This is a genomic window from Streptococcus pseudopneumoniae (assembly GCF_001068775.1).
GTDB lineage: Bacteria > Bacillota > Bacilli > Lactobacillales > Streptococcaceae > Streptococcus > Streptococcus pseudopneumoniae_N.
Genome location: NZ_JWAJ01000077.1, coordinates 77,842 through 100,384 on the forward strand (window position 1 = coordinate 77,842; position 22,543 = coordinate 100,384).

Genomic DNA, 22,543 nt, shown 5'->3' on the forward strand with positions numbered 1-22,543 from the left:
AGAATCAGAACTAAAGTAATTTCGGAGTTGAACACGGGCTAAATCCCTAGTGAAAAAGATAGATTTCCTGGTGTGCATCGCACACTGCGTCAATCTCCTATTTTCATACGGGATTCTTAACGCCCTTTGTATCCTGATTTTTGTAGGCAAGGCGTATAATATTATCAATCCAAAGGGGATTAAAATGACAAAACAAGTGTTTCAAACGACTTTTGCGGGTCGTGAGTTGATTGTAGAGACTGGTCAGGTTGCTAAGCAAGCAAATGGTGCTGTTGTCGTGCGTTATGGTGAATCAACTGTCTTGACTGCTGCCGTTATGTCTAAGAAGATGGCAACTGGGGATTTCTTCCCACTTCAAGTCAACTACGAAGAAAAAATGTATGCAGCTGGGAAGTTTCCTGGTGGCTTCATGAAACGTGAAGGACGTCCTTCAACAGATGCGACTTTGACAGCGCGTTTGATTGACCGTCCAATCCGTCCAATGTTTGCGGAAGGTTTCCGTAATGAAGTGCAAGTCATCAATACTGTTCTTTCTTACGATGAAAATGCATCTGCACCAATGGCAGCTATGTTTGGTTCATCATTGGCCTTGTCTATCTCAGATATTCCGTTTGACGGTCCAATCGCTGGTGTCCAAGTGGGCTATGTAGATGGTCAAATCATCATCAACCCTAGTCAAGAACAAACAGAGCAATCTCTCCTTGAATTGACAGTAGCTGGTACTAAGCACGCTATCAACATGGTAGAGTCTGGTGCCAAAGAATTGTCAGAAGAAATCATGTTGGAAGCTCTTCTCAAAGGACACGAAGCCGTTAAAGAATTGATTGCCTTCCAAGAAGAAATCGTTGCGGCAGTTGGTAAAGAAAAAGCAGAAGTAGAATTGCTTCATGTAGATGCTGAATTGCAGGCTGAAATCATCGCAGCCTACAACAGTGACCTTCAAAAAGCTGTTCAAGTTGAAGAAAAATTGGCGCGTGAAGCTGCGACTCAAGCAGTAAAAGATCAAGTAACGGCAGTTTACGAAGAAAAATATGCAGACCACGAAGAATTCGACCGTATCATGCGTGATGTAGCTGAAATCTTGGAACAAATGGAACACGCAGAAGTGCGCCGTTTGATCACAGAAGACAAGGTTCGTCCTGATGGTCGTAAGGTCGATGAAATCCGTCCTTTGGATGCGGTTGTTGACTTCCTTCCTCGCGTGCACGGTTCAGGTCTCTTTACTCGTGGACAAACTCAGGCTCTTTCTATCTTGACTTTGGCGCCAATGGGTGAAACTCAAATCATCGATGGTTTGGATCCAGAGTACAAGAAACGCTTTATGCACCACTATAACTTCCCACAATATTCTGTAGGGGAAACTGGACGTTACGGTGCTCCAGGTCGCCGTGAAATTGGTCACGGTGCTCTTGGTGAGCGTGCTCTTGCTCAAGTATTGCCAAGCTTGGAAGAATTTCCATACGCTATCCGCCTAGTAGCAGAAGTCTTGGAATCAAACGGTTCTTCATCTCAAGCCTCTATCTGTGCGGGAACTCTTGCCCTTATGGCTGGTGGTGTGCCAATCAAGGCACCAGTAGCAGGGATTGCTATGGGTCTCATCTCAGATGGAAATAACTACACCGTATTGACAGATATCCAAGGTTTGGAAGACCACTTTGGAGATATGGACTTTAAGGTTGCAGGTACTCGCGACGGTATTACAGCCCTTCAGATGGATATCAAGATCCAAGGGATCACTGCTGAAATCTTGACGGAGGCTCTTGCTCAAGCCAAGAAAGCTCGTTTTGAAATCCTTGATGTGATCGAAGCAACTATTCCAGAAGTTCGTCCAGAATTGGCTCCAACAGCTCCGAAAATTGATACCATCAAGATTGATGTTGATAAGATCAAGATTGTCATCGGTAAGGGTGGAGAAACCATCGACAAAATCATCGCTGAAACAGGCGTTAAGATTGACATCGACGAAGAAGGTAACGTATCTATCTACTCTAGCGACCAAGATGCCATCAACCGTGCTAAAGAAATCATTGCTGGTTTGGTTCGTGAAGCCAAAGTGGACGAAGTCTACCATGCCAAGGTTGTTCGTATCGAGAAATTTGGTGCCTTTGTCAACCTCTTTGACAAGACAGATGCCCTCGTACACATCTCTGAAATGGCTTGGACTCGTACTAACAATGTAGAAGATTTAGTTCAAATTGGTGATTTTGTTGATGTGAAAGTTATTAAGATTGATGAAAAAGGTCGTGTAGATGCTTCTATGAAGGCACTCTTGCCACGTCCGCCAAAACCTGAACGTTCAGAAGAAAAAGGGGATAAAGGTCATCGTCATGGCGATCGTCCTCGTCACCACCACAAGGACCACAAACCTAAGAAAGAAACTACAGAAACACCAAAAGACTCAGAATAAGAAAGGAGAAATGTATGGGATGGTGGCGTGAAACCATTGATATCGTAAAAGAAAATGATCCAGCGGCTCGCACCACTTTGGAGGTTCTTTTGACCTATCCTGGTGTGAAAGCCTTGGCTGCTCACCGTCTCTCTCATTTTCTCTGGGAACATGGCTTTAAGCTTTTAGCTCGTATGCACAGCCAGTTTTGGCGTTTTTGGACGCAGATAGAGATTCACCCTGGTGCTCAGATCGAATCAGGTGTCTTTATTGACCATGGGGCAGGACTTGTGATTGGGGAGACAGCTATCGTTGAAAAAGGTGTTCTTCTCTACCATGGGGTTACTCTTGGTGGGACAGGGAAGGATTGTGGTAAACGCCATCCGACTGTTCGTAAAGGAGCGCTCATCTCTGCTCATGCCCAAGTCATTGGACCTGTAGAAATCGGTGAAAATGCCAAAGTCGGTGCCGCTGCGGTCGTTGTGGCAGATGTTCCTAGTGATGTGACGGTTGTCGGCATTCCTGCTAAAATTGTCCGTGTTCACGGACAAAAGGATGAACCAACCATTCACGAAGTCGAAGAAAAACGTGAATACTACGTCAATAAACTTGAGCATGCTAGAGAAGCCAGTCACAGATCGTCTGGTTTGTAGAGGATACCTATATGATTCAAGCAAGAAACAAGTTAAGCAAAGAGGAGTTATCTGAGGCGAAAAAACTAATTAACTGTTGCCAAAACTATGACGGTACCTATCGTGATCCCTATCTCTCTAACATGCTTAATTTTGACCCAAACATGCCCGCCTTTTTCCTTTATTACGAAAAAGGCGAACTTGTTGGCCTATTAACGGTTTATGCAGATGATCAAGATGTGGAAGTGACGATACTGGTTCATCCAGATCATCGCCGTCAAGGAATTGCGCGGGCTTTGTATAGAAGTTTTGAGAAAGAAACGGCATCTTATCCAATTGAGTCTGTGACTTTTCAGACAGAGCGTGTTTTTCTAGAGCGCCATCCTGATTTTGTCAACAACTGGGGATTGGTCGAGGATGAAGAGACAGAAACCTGGTTAGGTAAGGATAGAAGACCTTATCCGTTAGCAAAACTTTCCAATCTGGACGTTTTGTTAGCAGATCGTTCCTATCAGGATCAAATTAGTCAGTTAAAATTTCAGGTATTTTCAGAGGAACATGAATCTAAAGAAGTTGTGGATAGATATGTCGCTGAAGCTCTGAAGAATCCAGAAAGTCGCTTATATATTTTGTTAAAAGACGGTCAGGTTATTGGAACTTGTACAGTTGATTTATCGAGTAATACGAATTACCTCTATGGTTTAGCAATAGATGAGCTTGAACGTGGGCAAGGCTACGGAAGCTATCTAGCAAAATCCCTCGTCAACCAACTGATTGAGCAAAATGATAAGGAATTTCAGATTGCAGTAGAGGATAGCAACGTAGGTGCTAAGCGCTTGTATGAAAAAATCGGCTTTGTCAAACAAACCCAAGTGGTTTATCTGAATGCGAAAGAGTAATAAATGCTATTAGAAGAATTTGAAAATGTACCTGCTGTTATCGAGCCAACTGATCGAAGCCTCCTTAGTGGTGGGGAAGTTTGTGATACCATTATCTTGTCTTTTAATGGAGAAATCCTTGAACGAGTAAAGCAGATAGATGGTGTCTACGAAGGTGGCTATCTTACCAATCTAAGTGGCAAACTGCCATGGTATATCTATGAAAAAGATGGGAGTAAGGTAGCAGTTGCTATGGCTCTTATTGGAGCTCCAATGGTTGTTGGACTCTTAGAAGAACTCAAAGCAAGAGGATTTAAGAACTTTATCGTTTTAGGGTCTTGTGGAGTTCTGGACCAGTCTATTCAAGCAGATAAGATTATCCTACCAAGCTCGGCTTTACGTGATGAAGGTACTAGTTATCACTATGCTCCAGCAAGTGATGAAATAGCTTATGAGCGATCTCTACTCTTAACTATGGAAAAAGCCTTGGATAAAGCTGGTATTGAGCATATTCGAACAAAGTCTTGGACCACAGATGCCTTCTATCGTGAGACAGCTGCTAAAGTCAAACGAAGACTAGCGGCAGGAGCTAGAGTTGTTGATATGGAAGCTTCAGCTATCATGGCCTGGGCCCAATATCGACAAGCCAATGTCTATCAATTTTTCTACACAGCTGACTATGTCGATCATCACAATCACGAATGGGATGCTAGACGCGAGGATAGAAAAGCGGATGCTATGACTTTCTTTGAGATTGCCCTAGTTATTGCTAGAGATTTGGATTGAAACTACTCTCTACTAATAGGTACGAATTGGAATTACTGTTGTCTGGCTTATTTTTCTTGTCCAGCAAGGATTTTGCTGAATACTTTGATTAGCTTAGGTCTAATCATCTGGGTCTATCCCGCTAAGTGAAGGAGAAGCAGAACTAGAAAGGAAACTACAAGAATGGCAGTATATTTTTACGGCTGCATCACCATGGATGGCTACTTGGCAGACAGCCAGCACAGGATAGACTGGCTGCATCAACTTAGTTCTGTAGAGGATACAGGCTATGATGACTTTTACAGGCAAATGGATATCACCATCATGGGCAAGCGGACCTTTGAGGAAATCCAAGATTTGCAAGATGTAGAAAGTTTTTATCAAGCTACGGAAAACTATGTCTTTACGCATGCTAGGCACCTGCCTGTCAGCAATTATCAGCCAGTGGCTGGGGATGTGGTGGACTTTGTTCACCAGATTGACAAAGGCAAAAATGTCTTTGTGATTGGTGGTAATTCCTTGGTAGGACCGCTCTTGGATGCGGATCTTTTCGACCACCTCATTATTCAGATAGCGCCTCTTATCCTGGGAAAGGGGGTTCCCCTCTTTACCCAAGAGGAAGGGCAGCGCTTTTACCAACTGGATAGCCTCAGACAATTTGGTCCTTTTGCAGAGCTGGTTTTCAGCCGAAAAAGTCAGAAATAGAGAAGGGAGTGGACCGCATGATTAAAATTTACGATACCATGACCCGCAGCTTGCGGAATTTTGTGCCTATTACCGAAAAGACGGTCAAGATGTATGTCTGTGGGCCAACTGTATACAATTATATCCACGTGGGGAATGCCCGTTCGACAGTAGCTTTTGATACTATTCGTCGCTATTTCGAATACCGTGGCTACGAAGTTGTCTATATTTCCAACTTTACCGATGTGGATGATAAGATTATCAACCGTGCCAAGGAAGAAGGGATTACTCCTCAGGAAGTAGCGGATAAGTATATCGCAGCCTTTCGTGAGGATGTGACGGCCTTGGGCGTCAAGCCTGCTACCCGTCATCCACGAGTAGTCGAGTTTATGGCTGACATCATCCGTTTTGTGGAAGACCTGATTGAAAAAGGCTATGCCTATGAGAGTCAGGGCGATGTCTATTTCCGTGTGGAAAAATCCCACAACTATGCTAAGTTAGCCAATAAAACCCTAGAAGACTTGGAGTTAGGTGCTTCAGGTCGTACAGATGAAGAAACTGCTCGCAAGGAAAATCCGGTAGATTTTGCTCTTTGGAAAGCAGCCAAACCAGGTGAGATTTCTTGGGACAGCCCTTGGGGTCCTGGTCGTCCAGGCTGGCATATCGAGTGTTCGGTTATGTCAACGGAGATTTTGGGTGATACTATCGATATTCACGGTGGTGGAGCTGATCTTGAGTTTCCTCACCATACTAACGAAATTGCCCAGTCTGAAGCTAAAACAGGAAAGACCTTTGCCAACTACTGGATGCACAATGGTTTTGTCAATATCGACAATGTCAAGATGTCTAAGTCTTTGGGTAACTTCATTACGGTACACGATGCCCTCGAAACGATCGACGGTCAAGTTTTGCGTTTCTTCTTTGCGACTCAGCACTACCGTAAGCCTATCAATTTTACGGAAAAAGCAGTGCGTGATGCGGAGACAAATCTCAAGTATTTGAAGAACACCTATGATCAACCATTTATAGGGAATGTGGATGCCCAAGAGTTGCAAGATTTTAAAGATAAGTTTGTAGCGGCCATGGATGAAGATTTCAATACAGCTAACGGAATCACCGTTGTCTTTGAAATGGCTAAGTGGATCAACTCAGGCAACTATGATGCAACGGTTAAGGAAGCTCTTGCAGCTATGTTAGAGGTCTTTGGTATTGTTTTTGTCGAGGAAGTTTTGGATGAAGAGATCGAAGCCTTAATTCAAAAACGCCAAGAAGCGCGTGCCAATCGTGATTTTGCGACAGCTGACCAAATCCGTGACCAACTGGCTGCTCAAGGGATTAAGCTACTGGATACCAAGGATGGAGTGAGGTGGACACGTGATTGATGTCAATCTCATTAACGGGATTGCTCTAGCCTTTGAAGGAGATGCGGTGTACTCTATGTATATTCGTCGCCATCTCATTCTCAAAGGCATGACCAAGCCCAATAAACTCCACCAAGAGGCAACCAAGTATGTATCGGCCAAGGCTCAGGCACGCTTGATTTCCCTCATGCTAGAAGAAGAAGTCCTAACGGAAAAGGAAGAAGAAATCTATAAACGTGGTCGCAATACCAATAGTCATACCAAGGCAAAGAACGCGGATGTTGTTACCTACCGTATGTCTACAGGTTTTGAAGCGGTCATGGGCTATCTCCATATGACTGAAAATATGGAGCGATTAGAAGCTTTGATCTCTTGGTGCATCCAAAAAGTGGAGGAATAGCACATGATTGCAAAAGAACTACTAGATTGGTTTCCTGACGGTAAAATCTTAGATCAGCCAGTTGATAAAGAGGGTTATCTAAGTCTACCTCTGTCAAATTATCAGTGGTTTTTGCTTGAGGAAGCTAGCCTTAGCGAGCGTGAAAAACAACTGGTAGCTCTTTTAACCAAACAGGAGCAAACCATTTCCCTCAATCCTTGGTATACTTATCTGATCGAAGGTAAGGGACAGGCACCGCAAAACTTTAAAAAGTTGCAACTTGTCTATTGTCATCTATCCTATTTTCAACAGGAGAATTTGTCTTCTTGGTTAGAGATGATGCGAACCCTGTTTCCAAATTACTTGACTACGATTCAGGTGGGGGCTCAGGATTACATTTTTGTTCTTCAACAGGACAAGTACTCTTCAGTTCGTTCTATCCTAACAGACACTATCGAAGCGGTAGAGTATGACTTTGGAGTTCGTCTATCGATTATGCTGGGGCAGGTCTGGGCTCAGAATGCCTACCAAACCTTAGCGGACTTGATTAAGGCAGAGCGTGAACTCTTTAAGATTTGGTGGCGTCACGGTCATCAAGGAGTTCATACCTTTTCTCAACTTTATCTGTGGAGTATGGGTGAAAGAATTGTGGATCTCCGAGTAATCAAGGAATATCTGCATCGGATGATTGTGGACCAGGATCAGATTCAGGAAATCATCCTTTCACTGTGGGAAAACAGTGCTGTCCTTACAAAAACAGCTCAACAACTCTATCTGCATCGCAATTCTCTCCAGTACAAGATTGATAAATGGGAAGAATTGACCGGTCTTCAGTTGAAAGAATTGACTGACCTAACCTTGTGTTATCAGTTGATTTTACCAGATATAATCTAAAGTTTTGTGCAAGTTGCACAGAACTTTTTTATTTTTTTGGTCAACTTGCCATAGATTAGTTAAGCGTTTTCATCTATAATAAAACTATCAAATGACAAAAGGAGTTCTCCACAATGGTAGAATTAAATCTTAAAAATATTTACAAAAAATATCCAAACAGCGAACACTATTCAGTTGAAGATTTCAACTTGAACATCAAAGATAAAGAGTTTATCGTTTTCGTAGGACCTTCAGGATGTGGTAAATCAACTACCCTCCGTATGATTGCTGGTCTTGAAGACATCACAGAAGGTACTGCATCTATCGATGGCGTGGTAGTCAACGACGTAGCTCCAAAAGACCGTGATATCGCCATGGTATTCCAAAACTACGCTCTTTACCCACACATGACTGTATACGATAACATGGCTTTCGGTTTGAAATTGCGTAAATACAGCAAGGAAGACATCGACAAACGTGTACAAGAAGCAGCTGAAATCCTTGGATTGAAAGAATTCTTGGAACGCAAACCTGCTGACCTTTCTGGTGGTCAACGTCAACGTGTTGCCATGGGGCGTGCGATCGTCCGTGATGCAAAAGTATTCTTGATGGATGAGCCTTTGTCAAACTTGGATGCGAAACTTCGTGTATCAATGCGTGCTGAAATCGCTAAAATCCACCGTCGTATCGGAGCTACAACTATCTACGTAACTCACGACCAAACAGAAGCGATGACGCTTGCAGACCGTATCGTTATCATGTCAGCAACTAAGAACCCTGCTGGAACAGGTACTATCGGACGTGTTGAACAAATCGGTACTCCTCAAGAAGTTTACAAAAACCCAGTTAACAAATTCGTAGCAGGATTTATCGGAAGCCCAGCTATGAACTTTATCAACGTTAAATTGAACGGTGACCACATCGTTGCTGACGGCTTTAACTTGAAAGTTCCAGAAGGTGCCTTGAAAGTTCTTCGTGAAAAAGGCTACGAAGGTAAAGAATTGATCTTCGGTATCCGTCCAGAAGACGTAAATGCAGAACCTGCATTCCTTGAAACATTCCCAGAATCAGTTGTGAAAGCAACTATCTCTGTATCAGAGTTGCTTGGTTCAGAATCTCACCTATACTGCCAAGTTGGTAAAGATGAGTTCGTTGCAAAAGTTGACGCTCGTGACTACTTGCAAGCTGGTGCAACAGTTGAACTTGGATTTGACTTGAACAAAGCTCACTTCTTCGACGTAGAAACTGAAAGAACAGTTTACTAAGATAGATTTTAAATGTGTCAGCACTACTAGAGTTTTTCTAGTAGTGCTTTTTTGCTAAGATAAGCAAACTCTTACAGAACTAGGCTTTTCTAGTTTTCATATTGTCAAAAAAGTGTTAAAATGGTAGGAAGAACTGGAGAGTATGCATGCCCAAAGAAGTAATTTATTCAGGCGATGAAGTTGTCGCTTTAACACAGAAATATTTATCGAAAGAAGATGTGGCTTTTGTACATAAAGCCTTGGTTTACGCTGTAGAATGCCATAGTGGTCAATATCGTAAATCTGGCGAACCCTACATTATCCATCCTATTCAGGTAGCAGGTATTTTGGCTAAGCTCAAGCTAGACGCTGTCACTGTTGCCTGTGGTTTTTTGCATGACGTGGTTGAAGATACGGAAACGACTTTGGATGATTTAGAGAGAGAGTTTGGTCACGATGTTCGCATTATCGTGGATGGGGTTACCAAATTAGGGAAGGTTGAGTATAAGTCTATCGAGGAGCAGCTAGCTGAAAACCACCGCAAGATGCTCATGGCTATGTCAGAGGATATCCGTGTTATCTTGGTCAAACTGTCTGACCGATTGCATAACATGAGAACCCTTAATCACCTTCGTAAAGATAAGCAGGAACGAATTTCCAGAGAAACCATGGAAATCTATGCTCCGCTTGCCCATCGTTTAGGGATTTCAAGTGTTAAGTGGGAACTAGAAGACCTATCCTTCCGTTATTTAAATCCGACTGAGTTTTACAAGATTAGTCACATGATGAAGGAAAAACGTCAAGAACGTGAAGCCTTGGTAGATGAGGTTGTGACAAAACTTGAGGAATATTCATCAGAACGCCACCTTACAGGAAAAATCTATGGTCGTCCCAAGCATATCTATTCGATTTATCGTAAGATGCAGGACAAGAAGAAACGCTTTGAAGAGATCTACGATTTGATTGCCATTCGTTGTATCCTAGATACTCAAAGTGATGTCTATGCTATGTTGGGATATGTCCATGAGCTTTGGAAACCAATGCCTGGACGCTTTAAGGACTACATTGCCAACCGTAAGGCCAATGGTTACCAGTCCATCCATACAACTGTTTATGGACCAAAGGGACCTATTGAATTCCAGATTCGAACCAAGGAAATGCATGAGGTTGCTGAGTACGGGGTTGCTGCTCACTGGGCCTATAAAAAAGGTATTAAGGGGCAGGTTAATGGCAAGGAATCTGCTATCGGTATGAACTGGATCAAGGAGATGATGGAGCTTCAAGACCAGTCCGATGATGCCAAGGATTTCGTAGAGACGGTTAAAGAGAATTACCTAGCAGAAGAAATCTACGTCTTTACTCCAGACGGAGCCGTTCGCTCTCTTCCAAAGGATTCTGGACCGATTGACTTTGCCTATGAGATTCACACCAAAATCGGTGAAAAGGCGACTGGTGCCAAGGTTAATGGTCGTATGGTTCCCTTGACTACCAAGCTAAAAACGGGTGACCAGGTTGAAATCATCACCAATCCAAATTCCTTTGGGCCAAGTCGTGACTGGCTTACCATGGTCAAGACCAGCAAAGCTCGGAACAAGATTCGTCAGTTCTTTAAGAACCAAGACAAAGAATTGTCCATCAACAAGGGCCGTGAAATGCTGATGAGTCAATTCCAGGAGAATGGCTATGTGGCTAATAAATTTATGGACAAGCGTCATATGGATGAAGTCCTCCAAAAAACTAGTTACAAAACAGAAGAAGCCCTTTTCGCAGCCATTGGTTTTGGAGAAATCGGAGCCATCACTGTCTTTAACCGTTTGACGGAGAAGGAACGTCGTGAAGAAGAGCGTGCCAAGGCCAAGGCAGAGGCTGAAGAATTGGTCAAGGGTGGCGAAGTCAAGGTGGAGAACAAGGATACGCTTAAGGTTAAGCATGAGGGTGGAGTAGTCATCCAAGGTGCTTCTGGACTCTTGATCCGGATTGCCAAATGTTGTAACCCTGTTCCAGGTGATGATATCGTCGGCTATATTACCAAAGGACGCGGAGTTGCCATCCACCGTGTAGACTGTATGAACCTTCGTTCACAGGAAAACTACGAACAACGTCTATTAGATGTTGAGTGGGAAGATCAATTCTCAAGCAAGGAATATATGGCTCATATCGATATTTACGGTCTCAATCGTACTGGACTTTTGAACGATGTTTTACAGGTCTTGTCAAATACAACTAAAAACATCTCAACGGTCAATGCCCAGCCTACCAAAGATATGAAATTTGCGAATATTCACGTTTCATTTGGGATTTCTAACCTTTCAACTCTGACAACGGTAGTTGATAAGATTAAGAGTGTACCAGAAGTCTATTCTGTTAAACGGACCAATGGTTAAGTTGGGGCGATAGATCTAGAAAGGCTATTATGAAAATCATTATTCAGAGGGTCAAAAAAGCCCAAGTTAGCATTGAAGGTCAGGTATATGGACAAATCCAGCAGGGATTATTACTCCTAGTTGGTGTTGGCCCTGAGGATCAAAAAGAAGATTTGGATTATGCAGTGAGAAAACTTGTCAATATGCGTATCTTTTCAGATACCGAAGGCAAGATGAATTTATCAGTCAAGGATATCCAAGGAGAAATACTCTCCATCTCTCAATTCACTCTTTTTGCCGATACCAAAAAAGGGAATCGCCCAGCTTTTACAGGTGCTGCTAAGCCTGATGTTGCAGAGGATTTCTATCAAGATTTTAACCGAGAACTAGCCAAGGAAGTTCCTGTGAAAACAGGTATTTTCGGAGCAGATATGCAGGTGGAACTGGTCAATGATGGACCGGTAACAATCATTCTTGACACCAAAAATAGATAAGAAAAACCAAGCTAGCGGGCTTGGTTTTTTGCTGATAAAGACTTTAGTTCATTTTTTCAACATAGAGTTGTTTTGCGATTTCGAGGCTGACTTGGAGTTCTTCATTGTTGTGAATCAGAGTGAAGGTATTAGAGAAGCCATCGAACTGCTTGACTTGGAGTTGGTCTCTAATATGGATGCTATGTTTTTCCAAATACTGGAGAAGTTCAAAACTATCGTGAACCCGAGTTAGTAGATAGGTCCCTGCTTCTTTGATATCAGAAAGTGGCAGGTTATTAACCTCAACTAGAAGCTCACCCTTAGCAGGAATGGTTCCTCCATGGGGACAGGTCTTTGGAAAGCCTAACATAGTTTCCAGTCGCTCCACAAAAAGGTCTGACACTGTATGCTCTAATACCTCAGCCTCATCGTGAATCTGATTGCTGGTATAGTCTAGATGGTGAACTAGAAAGACCTCTATCAGTCGATGCTTACGATAAAGCTCAGAGACCAGCTTTAAACCAATATCCGTTAGTATATAGCCATTTTCTTTATTTTTTAATATAAGGTTTTCGGATTGCATGCGCTTGATCATCTCAGTTACCGCAGGAGGTGATACCTGCATCCGAGCAGCGATTTCCTTGTTGGTAATCTTAGGAACTTCCATGCCAATCTCATAAATACATTTTAAGTAATCTTCTTTATTTGGTGTCATTCGCATTTCCTTGTTTATTATCTCCATCTAGTATACCAAAAAAAGCTAGATTTCTCTAGCTTTCTGTCTTGTTACAAGTGGGCTTTCTTTTAGTCAAGCGACTTTGCTGCTTCAATGGCTGCTTCAAAGTTTGGTTCGCTGTTGATATTGTCCACATACTCAACATAATGGATAATATTGTCAGCATCGAGAACAAATACGGCTCGAGCAAGCAGATGCCATTCATTGATTAAGAGGGCATAATCGCGTCCAAAGGAGTGGTCGAAGTAGTCTGAAAGCATGATGGCATTTTCAATACCTTCAGCACCACACCAACGTTTTTGGGCAAAAGGCAGGTCCATGGAAACAGTCACGACGACCGTATTATCCAGTCCAGCCAGTTCTTCGTTAAAACGACGCGTTTGAGTTGAGCAGATGCCTGTATCGATAGAAGGCACGACACTCAAGACTTTTTTCTTACCGTCAAAATCAGCCAGAGATTTTTTAGAAAGATCAGTTGCAGTAAGAGAAAAATCAAGTGCCTTGTCGCCGACTTGTAGTTGTTTACCTGTAAAGCTCACAGGATTTCCGAGAAAAGTTACCATAAGATACTCCAATCTTTTTTCTTCCATTTTAGCTGAAACAGTCAGAATTTTCCAATGATTTGACCGGAAATATGGGCATAGAAAAAACGCCAGCTCATGTGAGAATGACGTTTTTCAGAGGCTTATACTCAATGAAAATCAAAGAACAAACTAGGAAGCTAGCCACAGGCTGTACTTGAGTACGGCAAGGCGACGCTGACGTGGTTTGAAGAGATTTTCGAAGAGTATTATTTTGCCAATCCTTCAGCAATCTTGTCAAGGTTGTATTTCATCATGTTGTAGTAGCTGTCGCCTTCTTTACCTTGTTCTGCGATAGAGTCAGTAAAGATTTGTGCGTAGATTGGGATGTTTGTATCTTGTGAAACAGTCTTCATTGGACGGTCATCCACACTTGATTCTACAAAGAGGGAAGGAGTTTTTGTTTGGCGAAGTTTTTCAACCAAGGTCTTGATTTGGTCAGGAGTTCCTTCTTCTTCAGTATTGATTTCCCAGATATAGGCACTTGGAACGCCGTAGGCTTTAGAGAAGTATTTGAAGCATCCTTCGCTGGTTACAATGAGTTTTTTCTCAGCAGGGATGTTGTTAAATTTCTCCTTAGCTTCCTTGTCAAGTTTGTCTAGCTTATCAGTATATTCTTTGAGATTTTTTTCGTAGAATTCCTTGTTGCTAGGGTCTTTAGCGCTCAATTGTTTTGCGATATTCTTAGCAAAAATCATCCCATTTTCAAGGTTAAGCCAAGCGTGTGGGTCTTCTTTGCCTTTTTCGTTTTGACCTTCAAGGTAGATAACATCAACACCTTCGCTGACTGCAAAGTAGTCTTTGTTTTCAGTTTTCTTAGCATTTTCTACCAATTTTGTAAACCAAGCATTGCCACCTGTTTCAAGGTTGATCCCGTTATAGAAAATCAAATCAGCTTGAGAAGTTTTCTTGACATCTTCAGGAAGTGGTTCGTATTCGTGTGGGTCTTGACCAACAGGAACGATACTGTGAAGATCAATCTTGTCACCAGCAATATTTTTAGTAATATCAGCGATGATTGAGTTTGTAGCAACAACTTTTAGTTTTTGACCAGAAGCTGCATCTTTTTTTCCGCTAGCACATGCTACAAGAGCAATAACGGAAAGAAAGAGAACGAGTAATGTACCTAATTTTTTCATTAGATCCTCCAATTTATTGGGGTTTTGCCCCTTATTTTAACAAATGTTTATTTTTCAGTTTCAAATATCGTTGTTTAGGAGAGATAAAGAAACTGATTAAGAAGAAGCTAGCAGCTGTAAGTACGATGCTAGAACCAGCTGCTAAGTTTAAACTATAGCCAATAAAGAGTCCCAAAACTGAAGCTGTAGCTCCAAAGGTTGAGGAAAGGAAAATCATACTTTTCAGGCTATTAGCATACAGATAAGCAGTTGCAGCTGGGGTAATCAGCATGGCTACAATCAGGATAGTTCCAACACTTTGCATGGCTGTCACAGACACGAGAGTCAGGAGTATCATGAGGAGGTAGTGATAGAAATTGACAGGCATTCCCATGGCTTTAGCCAGAAGTTCATCAAAGGAAGTTATCAAGAGTTGCTTGAAGAAAATCCAGATTAACAAGAGAATGACCGCCCCTACGCCCATAGTGATAAACATATCCGTATCTTGGACGGCTAGAATATTACCAAAAAGGATATGGAAAAGGTCAGTTGAACTTTTAGCGACACTAATCAAGATGATACCGAGGGCTAAGAAAGAAGAAAAGGTAATGCCGATGGCGGTATCGCTTTTGATAATCGAGTTCCCCTTGATGTAGGTAATGATGATAGCAGCTAGCAATCCAAAGACAATGGCTCCGATAAAGAAGTCAACTCCCAAGATAAAGGAGAGGGCTACACCTGGTAAGACAGCATGTGAAATGGCATCTCCCATGAGTGACATCCCGCGTAGAATAATGAAACATCCTACAGCTCCAGCTACGACCCCGATGACAATGGCTGTTATCAAGGCATTTTGTAAGAAATGGAATTTTTGCAATCCATCGATAAATTCTGCAATCATAGATCACCTCCATTGAAAAAGAGTCGATTACCGTAAGCTTCTTTGAGATTGGCTTCGGTAAAGGTTTCTTTGGTTGGACCAAAGGCAATCACTTCTCGATTGACAAGCAAGACTTGATCGAAGTAGTGGGGAACCTTGCTGAGGTCGTGGTGAACGATCAGAACCGTCTTCCCAGCTTTTTTCAAATCTCTCAGCGTATTCATGATGATTTCCTCACTGACAGAGTCAATCCCAACAAAGGGTTCATCCAAGAGGATATAGTCGGCTTCCTGCACCAAACATCTGGCAATCAAGACCCGCTGGAATTGACCTCCAGACAGTTGACTGATTTGCCGTTCTGCGTAGTCAGCTAGGCCGACGATTTCAAGGGCTTCTTTCACTTTCTTCCAATGTTTAGCCTTTAAACTTCGAAAGAGAGGGATAGAGGGAAAGAGTCCTAACGAGACGCATTCCTTGACCTTGATGGGAAAGTTGTAGTCGATATTGATTTTTTGTTCGACATAGGCGATTCGATGTAAGGATTTTTTAACTTCCTTGTCATCGAGAAATGCCTGACCTTGATGTGGGATAATTCCCAGCATACCTTTTAATAGTGTTGATTTCCCAGCACCGTTTGGACCAATAATTCCGGTAATCGTTGGTCCTTGGAGCACTAGTGAAATATCCTTTAGTGCCAACGTTTCTTTGTAGGAGACACTGAGGTTTTCGATACGTATCATACAGTTATATTCCTCCTAATTTTTAATATACCTTAATTTTATTTTTAAGTCAAGTTAATTTTTGTAAAAATTTAAAATATTAATGATTAAAATAAGAGGTCAACTCGGCATTTTTAATTGCAATCCCTAGGGATTTTTGCTAAGCTAGGAATAAGTGAAAATAGGAAAGCGAGAACAAGATGACACGTTATCAAGATGATTTTTATGATGCTATAAATGGTGAATGGGAAAAGACTGCCGTCATTCCAGCTGATAAATCGAGAACAGGTGGTTTTATCGATCTCGACGAAGAAATCGAAGAGTTGATGCTAACGACAACCGACAAATGGTTGGCTGGAGAAGATGTTACAGAAGATGCTATCTTGGCAAATTTTGTCAAATACCACGCTATGGTGAGAGATTTCGATAAGCGAGAAGCTGATGGAATCGAGCCAATTCTTCCTTTATTGAAGGAATACCAGAATTTAGAGAGTTTTGCGGATTTCGCAGGTAAACTAGCAGAGTTTGAATTAGCTGGCAAACCAAACTTCCTTCCATTTGGTGTATCACCAGACTTTATGGATGCTAGAACCAATGTTCTTTGGGCTAGTGCTCCAGGAACTATCTTGCCTGATACAACCTACTATGCGGAAGACCATCCTCAGCGTGAGGAATTATTGAACCTTTGGAAAGAAAGTACTTCTAATCTCCTCAAAGCCTATAACTTCTCAGATGAAGAAATCGAAGATTTATTAGAGAAACGATTGGAATTGGACCGTCGTATCGCAGCTGTAGTCCTCTCTAATGAAGAAAGTTCAGAATATGCCAAACTTTACCATCCATATTCTTATGAAGATTTCAAAAAGTTTGCCCCTGCTCTACCTCTAGATGACTTTTTCCAAGCTGTTCTTGGTCAAGTACCTGATAAGGTCATTGTAGATGAAGAACGTTTCTGGCAAGCAGCAGAGCAATTCTATAGTGAAGAAGCTTGGCCTTTACTCAAGGCAACCTTGATCTTAAGTGTGGTTAATCTTTCAACTAGTTATCTGACAGATGAGATTCGTATCTTGTCAGGTGCTTATGGCCGTGCTCTTTCAGGAGTTCCAGAAGCCCAAGATAAACGCAAGGCTGCGTACCATTTAGCTCAAGGGCCATTCAAACAAGCCCTGGGCCTTTGGTACGCCCACGAAAAATTCTCTCCGGAAGCCAAGGCAGACGTAGAGAAAAAAGTGGTGACCATGATTGATGTTTATAAGGAACGTTTAGCCCAAAATGACTGGCTGACTCCTGAAACTCGAGAAAAAGCCATCGTCAAACTCAATGTCATCAAGCCTTATATTGGTTATCCAGAGGAGCTACCAGCCCGCTATAAGGACAAGGTAGTGGATGAATCTGCTAGCCTCTTTGAGAATGCCCTAGCCTTTGCGCGTGTGGAAATCAAGCACAGCTGGAGCAAGTGGAACCAGCCAGTTGACTACAAGGAGTGGGGAATGCCTGCTCATATGGTCAATGCCTACTACAATCCACAAAAGAACTTGATTGTCTTCCCAGCTGCTATCTTACAGGCTCCATTCTATGATTTGCATCAGTCATCTTCTGCCAACTATGGTGGAATCGGTGCGGTTATTGCCCATGAAATTTCTCACGCCTTTGATACTAATGGAGCTTCCTTTGATGAAAATGGAAGTCTCAAGGATTGGTGGACTGAGAGCGACTATGCAGCCTTCAAAGAGAAAACTCAGAAGGTTATCGACCAGTTTGACGGCCAAGAATCTTACGGCGCAACGATTAACGGTAAATTGACCGTATCAGAAAATGTTGCTGACCTAGGAGGAATCGCTGCAGCGCTAGAAGCTGCCAAGAGAGAACCAGATTTCTCAGCTGAAGAGTTCTTCCATAACTTTGCTCGTATCTGGCGAATGAAAGGCCGCCCAGAGTTGATGAAACTCATGGCTAGTGTTGATGTGCACGCGCCAGCAAAACTCCGCGTTAACGTCCAAGTGCCAAACTTTGATGACTTCTTTACAACCTATGATGTCAAAGAAGGCGACGGCATGTGGCGCTCACCAGAAGACCGCGTGATTATTTGGTAATCAAAAAACCAAGGATGATTGTCCTTGGTTTTTCACTTGCTAGAAAAATGGATTGAAAGTTTTTTCGTGGGCGATAGTCGTAGCCGGACCATGTCCTGGATAGACGTCGTAGTTAGGGAGGGTGAAGAGCTGGGTTTGGATACTATGAAGGAGTTGTTCCATGCTACCTGTAGGTAGGTCTGTTCGTCCAATAGTTTCTCGGAAGAGTGCATCACCCGTTAAGACCAAGCGACCATCTGGAAAAACAAATGAAACTCCTCCGATAGAGTGGCCTGGAGTTGGTAATACAGTGAAGCGGAACTCCTCAATCTGGTATTCTTCATGAAAGACAAAGGTGTGTTCAGCTGGTCTACATACGACATCTGCCATATCGTCATGACGAGGGAGACCAGAGAGGTTGTCAACTGGAGTGTAGAGCCAAGTGGCTTCGCTTTCCGCTACATAAACGGGAGGATTTCCAAAAGTATCTCTGACCAAGTCCAGACTCAAGATATGGTCATAGTGGGTGTGGGTTAGGAGAATCGCACAGACCGGTTTATTGATGGTCTCGATAGTCTTACGAATAGCCTCCCAGTTGCTACCCGGATCAACCACAATCAGGTGATGGTCTCCTTCAAGATAATAAGTATTTTCATAGGCGATAGGATTCACAGTTTTATGGATTTTCATAGGATTTCCTCTTTCAAAGATTTACAGTTTCTAGTATAACACAGAAGCATAAAATAAGGAATCAACAAAAGAGTCCCTCCATAAAAGAAGGGACTTTTTTAGACATTAAAAATGATTTTTCCAGGCTTGGAAGCGTGCATCCAGTAGGAGTTGTGTCAGATTTTTTAAGATTTCAACTTGCTCAGGCTCCAGAGTCTGAGCTTGAGAAACAAGTTGTCGAATGTGTTCAATAGCATTTCTAGAAGATAAATCGTTGATGGAAGTGATTCCAGATTCTAGGATGGTTCCGAAAAAGAGATCAAAGTAGAGCTCTAGTTCTTCATCGGGCACACTGTCCACCCATTCTTTAAGAGTGTCTTTGATTTGGAGACTTTCGCTACTGATAGCCTCTAGTTGGACAAAGTGGTGTCCCTCTGTCAGCCAACTAAAGGTACTGTGTTGAGCGATTTCTCCGAGAGCTGTAGACTTGACGACGATAGGTGTATCAGGGACTTCTAGCATCATGCCAATGACAGATCCCTGTGGGACATAGCGGCCAATTTTTGGAATAACATCTTGATAGCCAGTGGTTTCAGTCAGATGAGCCTGCAAACCAGGGGCATCATAGGTATAAATTGCAGATATCTTTTCCTGCAATTCAGGTTGGATTTGACTTGCAGCATAGACGGCCAGATTCCCACCTTTAGAATGTCCAGCTACAATCACTTTCTGTTTTGGATGTTGGGTAAAGAATTCTTCTAAGTATTCAAGAGCATGCCTTTGGGCAGGGATTTCCTTCATGTAAGTCATATGGAAATCTTCCTTCCAACCAATAATACTATCGTCTGTACCTCGAAAGACAATCAGATAAGTATCTAGGTTCAGACGATAGGTCATAGCAGCGAATTGCTTTTGGAGTTCTGTGTCTATCTCGTTGACAAAATTAGAAAGTTTGCTATTTTTAAAACGTTTGTGTTGGGATAACTGATCGAGGAGCTGAAGCCGTTCTTTATTGGTCAACATGGTACTTTCTCGCGGGATGCGTGTTGCGACATCGCTTAAACGATTGACAGGCTGGTCCAATAGATGATCAAAAGAAAGATAGGTCAGCTCTGTCAAAGCAAGTACATCCAGTTCATTTAAAGGGAGATCATAAAAAGAATCGTATTGAACGTCAGTTAGGTAGTCAAAAATATTGGCCATGAGAATTCCTTTCTTAACTTTTATCATATCAGATTTACATCAATTTCGCTAGTAGTGAGAAGAATTTTGCTATAATATAGAAAAAGGAGGAGCAGATGCACAAGATTTTACTAGTAGAAGATGATCCAGTTATTCGTCAGCAAGTTGGGAAAATGCTCTCCGAATGGGGTTTTGAAGTAGTTATGGTAGAAGACTTTATGGAAGTTCTGACACTATTTGTTCAATCTCAACCTCATATGGTTCTCATGGATATCGGCTTGCCTCTCTTTAATGGTTATCACTGGTGCCAGGAGATTCGCAAGATTTCCAAAGTTCCTATTATGTTTCTGTCATCAAGAGACCAGGCTATGGACATCGTTATGGCTATTAATATGGGGGCAGATGATTTTGTGACCAAGCCTTTTGACCAGCAGGTACTTTTAGCTAAGGTACAAGGATTATTGCGTCGCTCTTATGAGTTTGGACGGGATGAAAGTCTCCTAGAGTATGCTGGAGTTATCCTCAACACCAAGTCTATGGATGTGCATGTCAATGGCAAAGCTATCAGTTTAACAAAGAATGAATTTCAGATTTTACGGGTTTTATTTGAACATGCGGGAAATATCGTAGCGCGTGATGATTTGATGCGGGAACTCTGGAACAGTGACTTCTTTATCGATGATAATACCTTGTCCGTTAATGTCGCTCGTTTGCGTAAGAAATTGGAGGAAGAAGGTTTGATTGGTTTTATCGAAACCAAGAAAGGGATAGGGTATGGATTGAAACATGCTTGATATTAAAAGTTTTTTTCTAGCTTATATCCGTTCGCGTAGCCGTTTTTTTGCTTTTATTCTTGCTCTTACAGGTTTGCTTTTTCTCTTTGAAATCTTGTTTGATAAGCAAGGGCCCTACTTTAACTATTTCTTCTTTCTATCTACATTTTTGACATTTTTGTTTTTGGTATTTGATTTCTTGATAGAATTGCAACGTTATCGTAAGGAATTGCTCTATGGCGAAAGAAAAGCTAAGTCACCAATGGAAGTCCTTCTAACTGAAAAATTAGAGAAAAGCGAAGCTGAACTCTATCAAAAGAAATCAGATGCTGAAAACCGCTATAATGATTTGGTGGACTACTATACACTCTGGGTTCATCAGATAAAAACACCAATTGCAGCTAGTAAACTACTAGTGAGCGAGGTGGCGGATCGCCAACTGAAACAACAGTTGGAGCAGGAAATTTTTAAGATTGATTCCTATACCAACCTCGTTCTCCAATATCTACGCTTAGAAAGCTTCCATGATGATTTGGTTTTGAAGAAAGAGAATATAGAAGATTTGGTCAAGGAAGTCATTCGCAAATATGCCATTTTCTTTATTCAGAAAGGTCTTAGTATCAATCTGCATGATTTGGACAGAAGCATTGTGACGGATAAAAAATGGATGTTAGTAGTTATTGAACAAATCCTTTCAAATAGCCTCAAATACACAAATGAAGGTGGAATTGAGATCTATATGGAAGATCAAGACCTTTGCATCAAAGATACTGGGATTGGTATCAAAAACAGTGATCAATTGCGAGTCTTTGAACGCGGATTTTCAGGCTATAATGGTCGAATGACCCAGCAGTCATCTGGACTTGGACTCTATCTAACCCAGAAAATCAGCCAAGAATTAGGACATCAGATTCAAATAGAATCCGAGCTTGGGCAAGGAACAACTGTGAGGATTAAGTTCTCTGAAGTGAATTTACTGATTGAATGAAAAGAATTGTGAAGAGCTTGGAAGAAACCTTTCAAGCTCTTCTTTAGACCTTGATATAGTGAGAAAAAAGGCTACAATTAGATAAAAATGTAATCTTACAAAAATGTAAGATTAAAGGCCTCTGTTGTAAGGTTATGTTATGGCAAGCCATCTTTTTTTGGAGTAAACTTAGAGCATAAAGAAAAAGGAGAGAAACCATGAAAACAATTTTACAAAAGAAACATACAAGTAAGCCGAGTCCAAAGGATATCGAGCGAGTTCAAATCGGCATCGAAATGATGCAAGCTCAGTTTCAATTAATGGGATATTAAAAAGGAGAAGTTAAAATGACAGTATTAGATGTAAAACACGTTCAAAAGATTTATAAAACTCGCTTTCAAGGCAACCAAGTAGAAGCCCTGAAAGATATTCACTTTACAGTTGAAAAAGGCGACTACGTCGCTATCATGGGTGAGTCTGGTTCTGGGAAATCAACCCTACTCAATATTCTCGCCATGCTTGACAAACCAACTCGTGGTCAGGTCTTCCTAAATGGAACTGACACAGCTACCATTAAAAATACTGAAGCATCAAGCTTCCGTCGTGAAAAGTTAGGTTTTGTCTTCCAAGACTTCAATTTGTTAGATACGCTTTCTGTTAAAGACAATATCTTACTCCCTTTGGTATTGTCTAGAAAGCCTATAACAGAAATGATGAAAAAATTGGTCGTGACGGCCGAAAATCTTGGCATCAATCAATTGCAGGAGAAGTACCCTTATGAAATCTCTGGAGGGCAAAAACAAAGGGT

22 protein-coding genes are annotated in these 22,543 nt (G+C 41.9%); 15 read left to right on the top strand and 7 right to left on the bottom strand.

Going from position 1 to position 22,543, the window contains the following annotated elements; all coding sequences use genetic code 11:
- Positions 1–184 precede the first annotated feature (184 nt).
- The 11 genes from pnp to dtd all read left to right on the top strand — a co-directional run bounded on the left by pnp (position 185) and on the right by dtd (position 12,059).
- Positions 185–2,407, top strand: a complete 2,223-nt coding sequence (gene pnp, locus ADF68_RS03220) for a polyribonucleotide nucleotidyltransferase (RefSeq protein ID WP_049548612.1) — start codon at positions 185–187, stop codon at positions 2,405–2,407.
- A gap of 14 nt (positions 2,408–2,421) precedes the next feature.
- Positions 2,422–3,039: a serine O-acetyltransferase gene (gene cysE / locus ADF68_RS03225; RefSeq protein WP_049548613.1), complete on the top strand. Its 618-nt coding sequence runs from the start codon at positions 2,422–2,424 to the stop codon at positions 3,037–3,039.
- Between the two features lie 11 nt (positions 3,040–3,050).
- Positions 3,051–3,917, top strand: a complete 867-nt coding sequence (locus ADF68_RS03230; RefSeq protein ID WP_049548614.1) for a GNAT family N-acetyltransferase — start codon at positions 3,051–3,053, stop codon at positions 3,915–3,917.
- 3 nt (positions 3,918–3,920) lie between these two features.
- The gene (locus tag ADF68_RS03235; protein ID WP_049548615.1) at positions 3,921–4,682 is read left to right on the top strand and encodes a nucleoside phosphorylase; all 762 of its coding nucleotides are present in this window, start codon (positions 3,921–3,923) and stop codon (positions 4,680–4,682) included.
- Between the two features lie 162 nt (positions 4,683–4,844).
- The gene (locus ADF68_RS03240; RefSeq protein WP_049548616.1) at positions 4,845–5,366 is read left to right on the top strand and encodes a dihydrofolate reductase family protein; all 522 of its coding nucleotides are present in this window, start codon (positions 4,845–4,847) and stop codon (positions 5,364–5,366) included.
- Positions 5,367–5,383: 17 nt separating this feature from the next.
- Positions 5,384–6,727 (top strand): cysteine--tRNA ligase, encoded by a 1,344-nt coding sequence (gene cysS / locus ADF68_RS03245; RefSeq protein WP_049548617.1) that lies wholly within the window; start codon positions 5,384–5,386, stop codon positions 6,725–6,727.
- The gene (locus tag ADF68_RS03250; protein WP_049548618.1) at positions 6,720–7,106 is read left to right on the top strand and encodes a Mini-ribonuclease 3; all 387 of its coding nucleotides are present in this window, start codon (positions 6,720–6,722) and stop codon (positions 7,104–7,106) included. Before cysS ends, ADF68_RS03250 begins: the two co-directional genes overlap by 8 nt.
- A 3-nt stretch (positions 7,107–7,109) precedes the next feature.
- Positions 7,110–7,979: a helix-turn-helix domain-containing protein gene (locus ADF68_RS03255; protein WP_049548619.1), complete on the top strand. Its 870-nt coding sequence runs from the start codon at positions 7,110–7,112 to the stop codon at positions 7,977–7,979.
- Between the two features lie 113 nt (positions 7,980–8,092).
- Positions 8,093–9,223: an ABC transporter ATP-binding protein gene (locus ADF68_RS03260; protein ID WP_049532807.1), complete on the top strand. Its 1,131-nt coding sequence runs from the start codon at positions 8,093–8,095 to the stop codon at positions 9,221–9,223.
- A gap of 146 nt (positions 9,224–9,369) precedes the next feature.
- Positions 9,370–11,586, top strand: a complete 2,217-nt coding sequence (locus ADF68_RS03265; protein ID WP_049548620.1) for a RelA/SpoT family protein — start codon at positions 9,370–9,372, stop codon at positions 11,584–11,586.
- 29 nt (positions 11,587–11,615) lie between these two features.
- Positions 11,616–12,059, top strand: a complete 444-nt coding sequence (gene dtd / locus ADF68_RS03270; protein ID WP_049548621.1) for a D-aminoacyl-tRNA deacylase — start codon at positions 11,616–11,618, stop codon at positions 12,057–12,059.
- A gap of 43 nt (positions 12,060–12,102) precedes the next feature.
- Here the strand turns inward: dtd and ADF68_RS03275 are convergent, their stop codons facing one another.
- The 5 genes from ADF68_RS03275 to ADF68_RS03295 form a co-directional block, all read right to left on the bottom strand.
- On the bottom strand, positions 12,103–12,753 hold the full coding sequence (locus ADF68_RS03275) for a metal-dependent transcriptional regulator (protein WP_049548622.1): 651 nt from the start codon (positions 12,751–12,753) through the stop codon (positions 12,103–12,105).
- Between the two features lie 89 nt (positions 12,754–12,842).
- Positions 12,843–13,337 (bottom strand): thiol peroxidase, encoded by a 495-nt coding sequence (gene tpx, locus ADF68_RS03280; protein WP_049548623.1) that lies wholly within the window; start codon positions 13,335–13,337, stop codon positions 12,843–12,845.
- A gap of 227 nt (positions 13,338–13,564) precedes the next feature.
- The gene (gene psaA / locus ADF68_RS03285; protein WP_000733076.1) at positions 13,565–14,494 is read right to left on the bottom strand and encodes a metal ABC transporter substrate-binding lipoprotein/adhesin PsaA; all 930 of its coding nucleotides are present in this window, start codon (positions 14,492–14,494) and stop codon (positions 13,565–13,567) included.
- A gap of 31 nt (positions 14,495–14,525) precedes the next feature.
- A complete protein-coding gene (locus ADF68_RS03290; RefSeq protein WP_049548624.1) occupies positions 14,526–15,374 on the bottom strand; it encodes a metal ABC transporter permease in 849 nt (282 codons plus the stop codon).
- Complete coding sequence (locus ADF68_RS03295) at positions 15,371–16,093, bottom strand: metal ABC transporter ATP-binding protein (RefSeq protein WP_049548625.1); 723 nt, start codon at positions 16,091–16,093, stop codon at positions 15,371–15,373. The genes ADF68_RS03290 and ADF68_RS03295 overlap by 4 nt, the downstream gene beginning before the upstream one ends.
- A 179-nt stretch (positions 16,094–16,272) precedes the next feature.
- On the opposite strand from ADF68_RS03295, the gene ADF68_RS03300 reads away from it, so the two are divergent.
- Positions 16,273–18,165, top strand: coding sequence for a M13 family metallopeptidase (locus ADF68_RS03300; protein WP_049548626.1), 1,893 nt, complete (start codon positions 16,273–16,275; stop codon positions 18,163–18,165).
- Positions 18,166–18,204: 39 nt separating this feature from the next.
- Here the strand turns inward: ADF68_RS03300 and ADF68_RS03305 are convergent, their stop codons facing one another.
- Positions 18,205–18,834 carry an MBL fold metallo-hydrolase gene (locus ADF68_RS03305; protein WP_049548627.1) on the bottom strand — a complete coding sequence of 210 codons (630 nt, stop codon included), beginning with the start codon at positions 18,832–18,834 and terminating at the stop codon, positions 18,205–18,207.
- 105 nt (positions 18,835–18,939) lie between these two features.
- The gene (locus tag ADF68_RS03310) at positions 18,940–20,016 is read right to left on the bottom strand and encodes a DUF2974 domain-containing protein (protein ID WP_049548628.1); all 1,077 of its coding nucleotides are present in this window, start codon (positions 20,014–20,016) and stop codon (positions 18,940–18,942) included.
- A 95-nt stretch (positions 20,017–20,111) separates the two neighbouring features.
- Between ADF68_RS03310 and ADF68_RS03315 the strand changes: the two genes are divergently transcribed.
- The 3 genes from ADF68_RS03315 to ADF68_RS03325 form a co-directional block, all read left to right on the top strand.
- Complete coding sequence (locus ADF68_RS03315) at positions 20,112–20,789, top strand: response regulator transcription factor (RefSeq protein ID WP_049548629.1); 678 nt, start codon at positions 20,112–20,114, stop codon at positions 20,787–20,789.
- On the top strand, positions 20,782–21,756 hold the full coding sequence (locus tag ADF68_RS03320; protein WP_049548630.1) for a sensor histidine kinase: 975 nt from the start codon (positions 20,782–20,784) through the stop codon (positions 21,754–21,756). The genes ADF68_RS03315 and ADF68_RS03320 overlap by 8 nt, the downstream gene beginning before the upstream one ends.
- Before the next feature lie 326 nt (positions 21,757–22,082).
- The coding region (locus tag ADF68_RS03325) for an ABC transporter ATP-binding protein (protein ID WP_049548631.1) at positions 22,083–22,543 on the top strand (461 nt) is incomplete at its 3' end.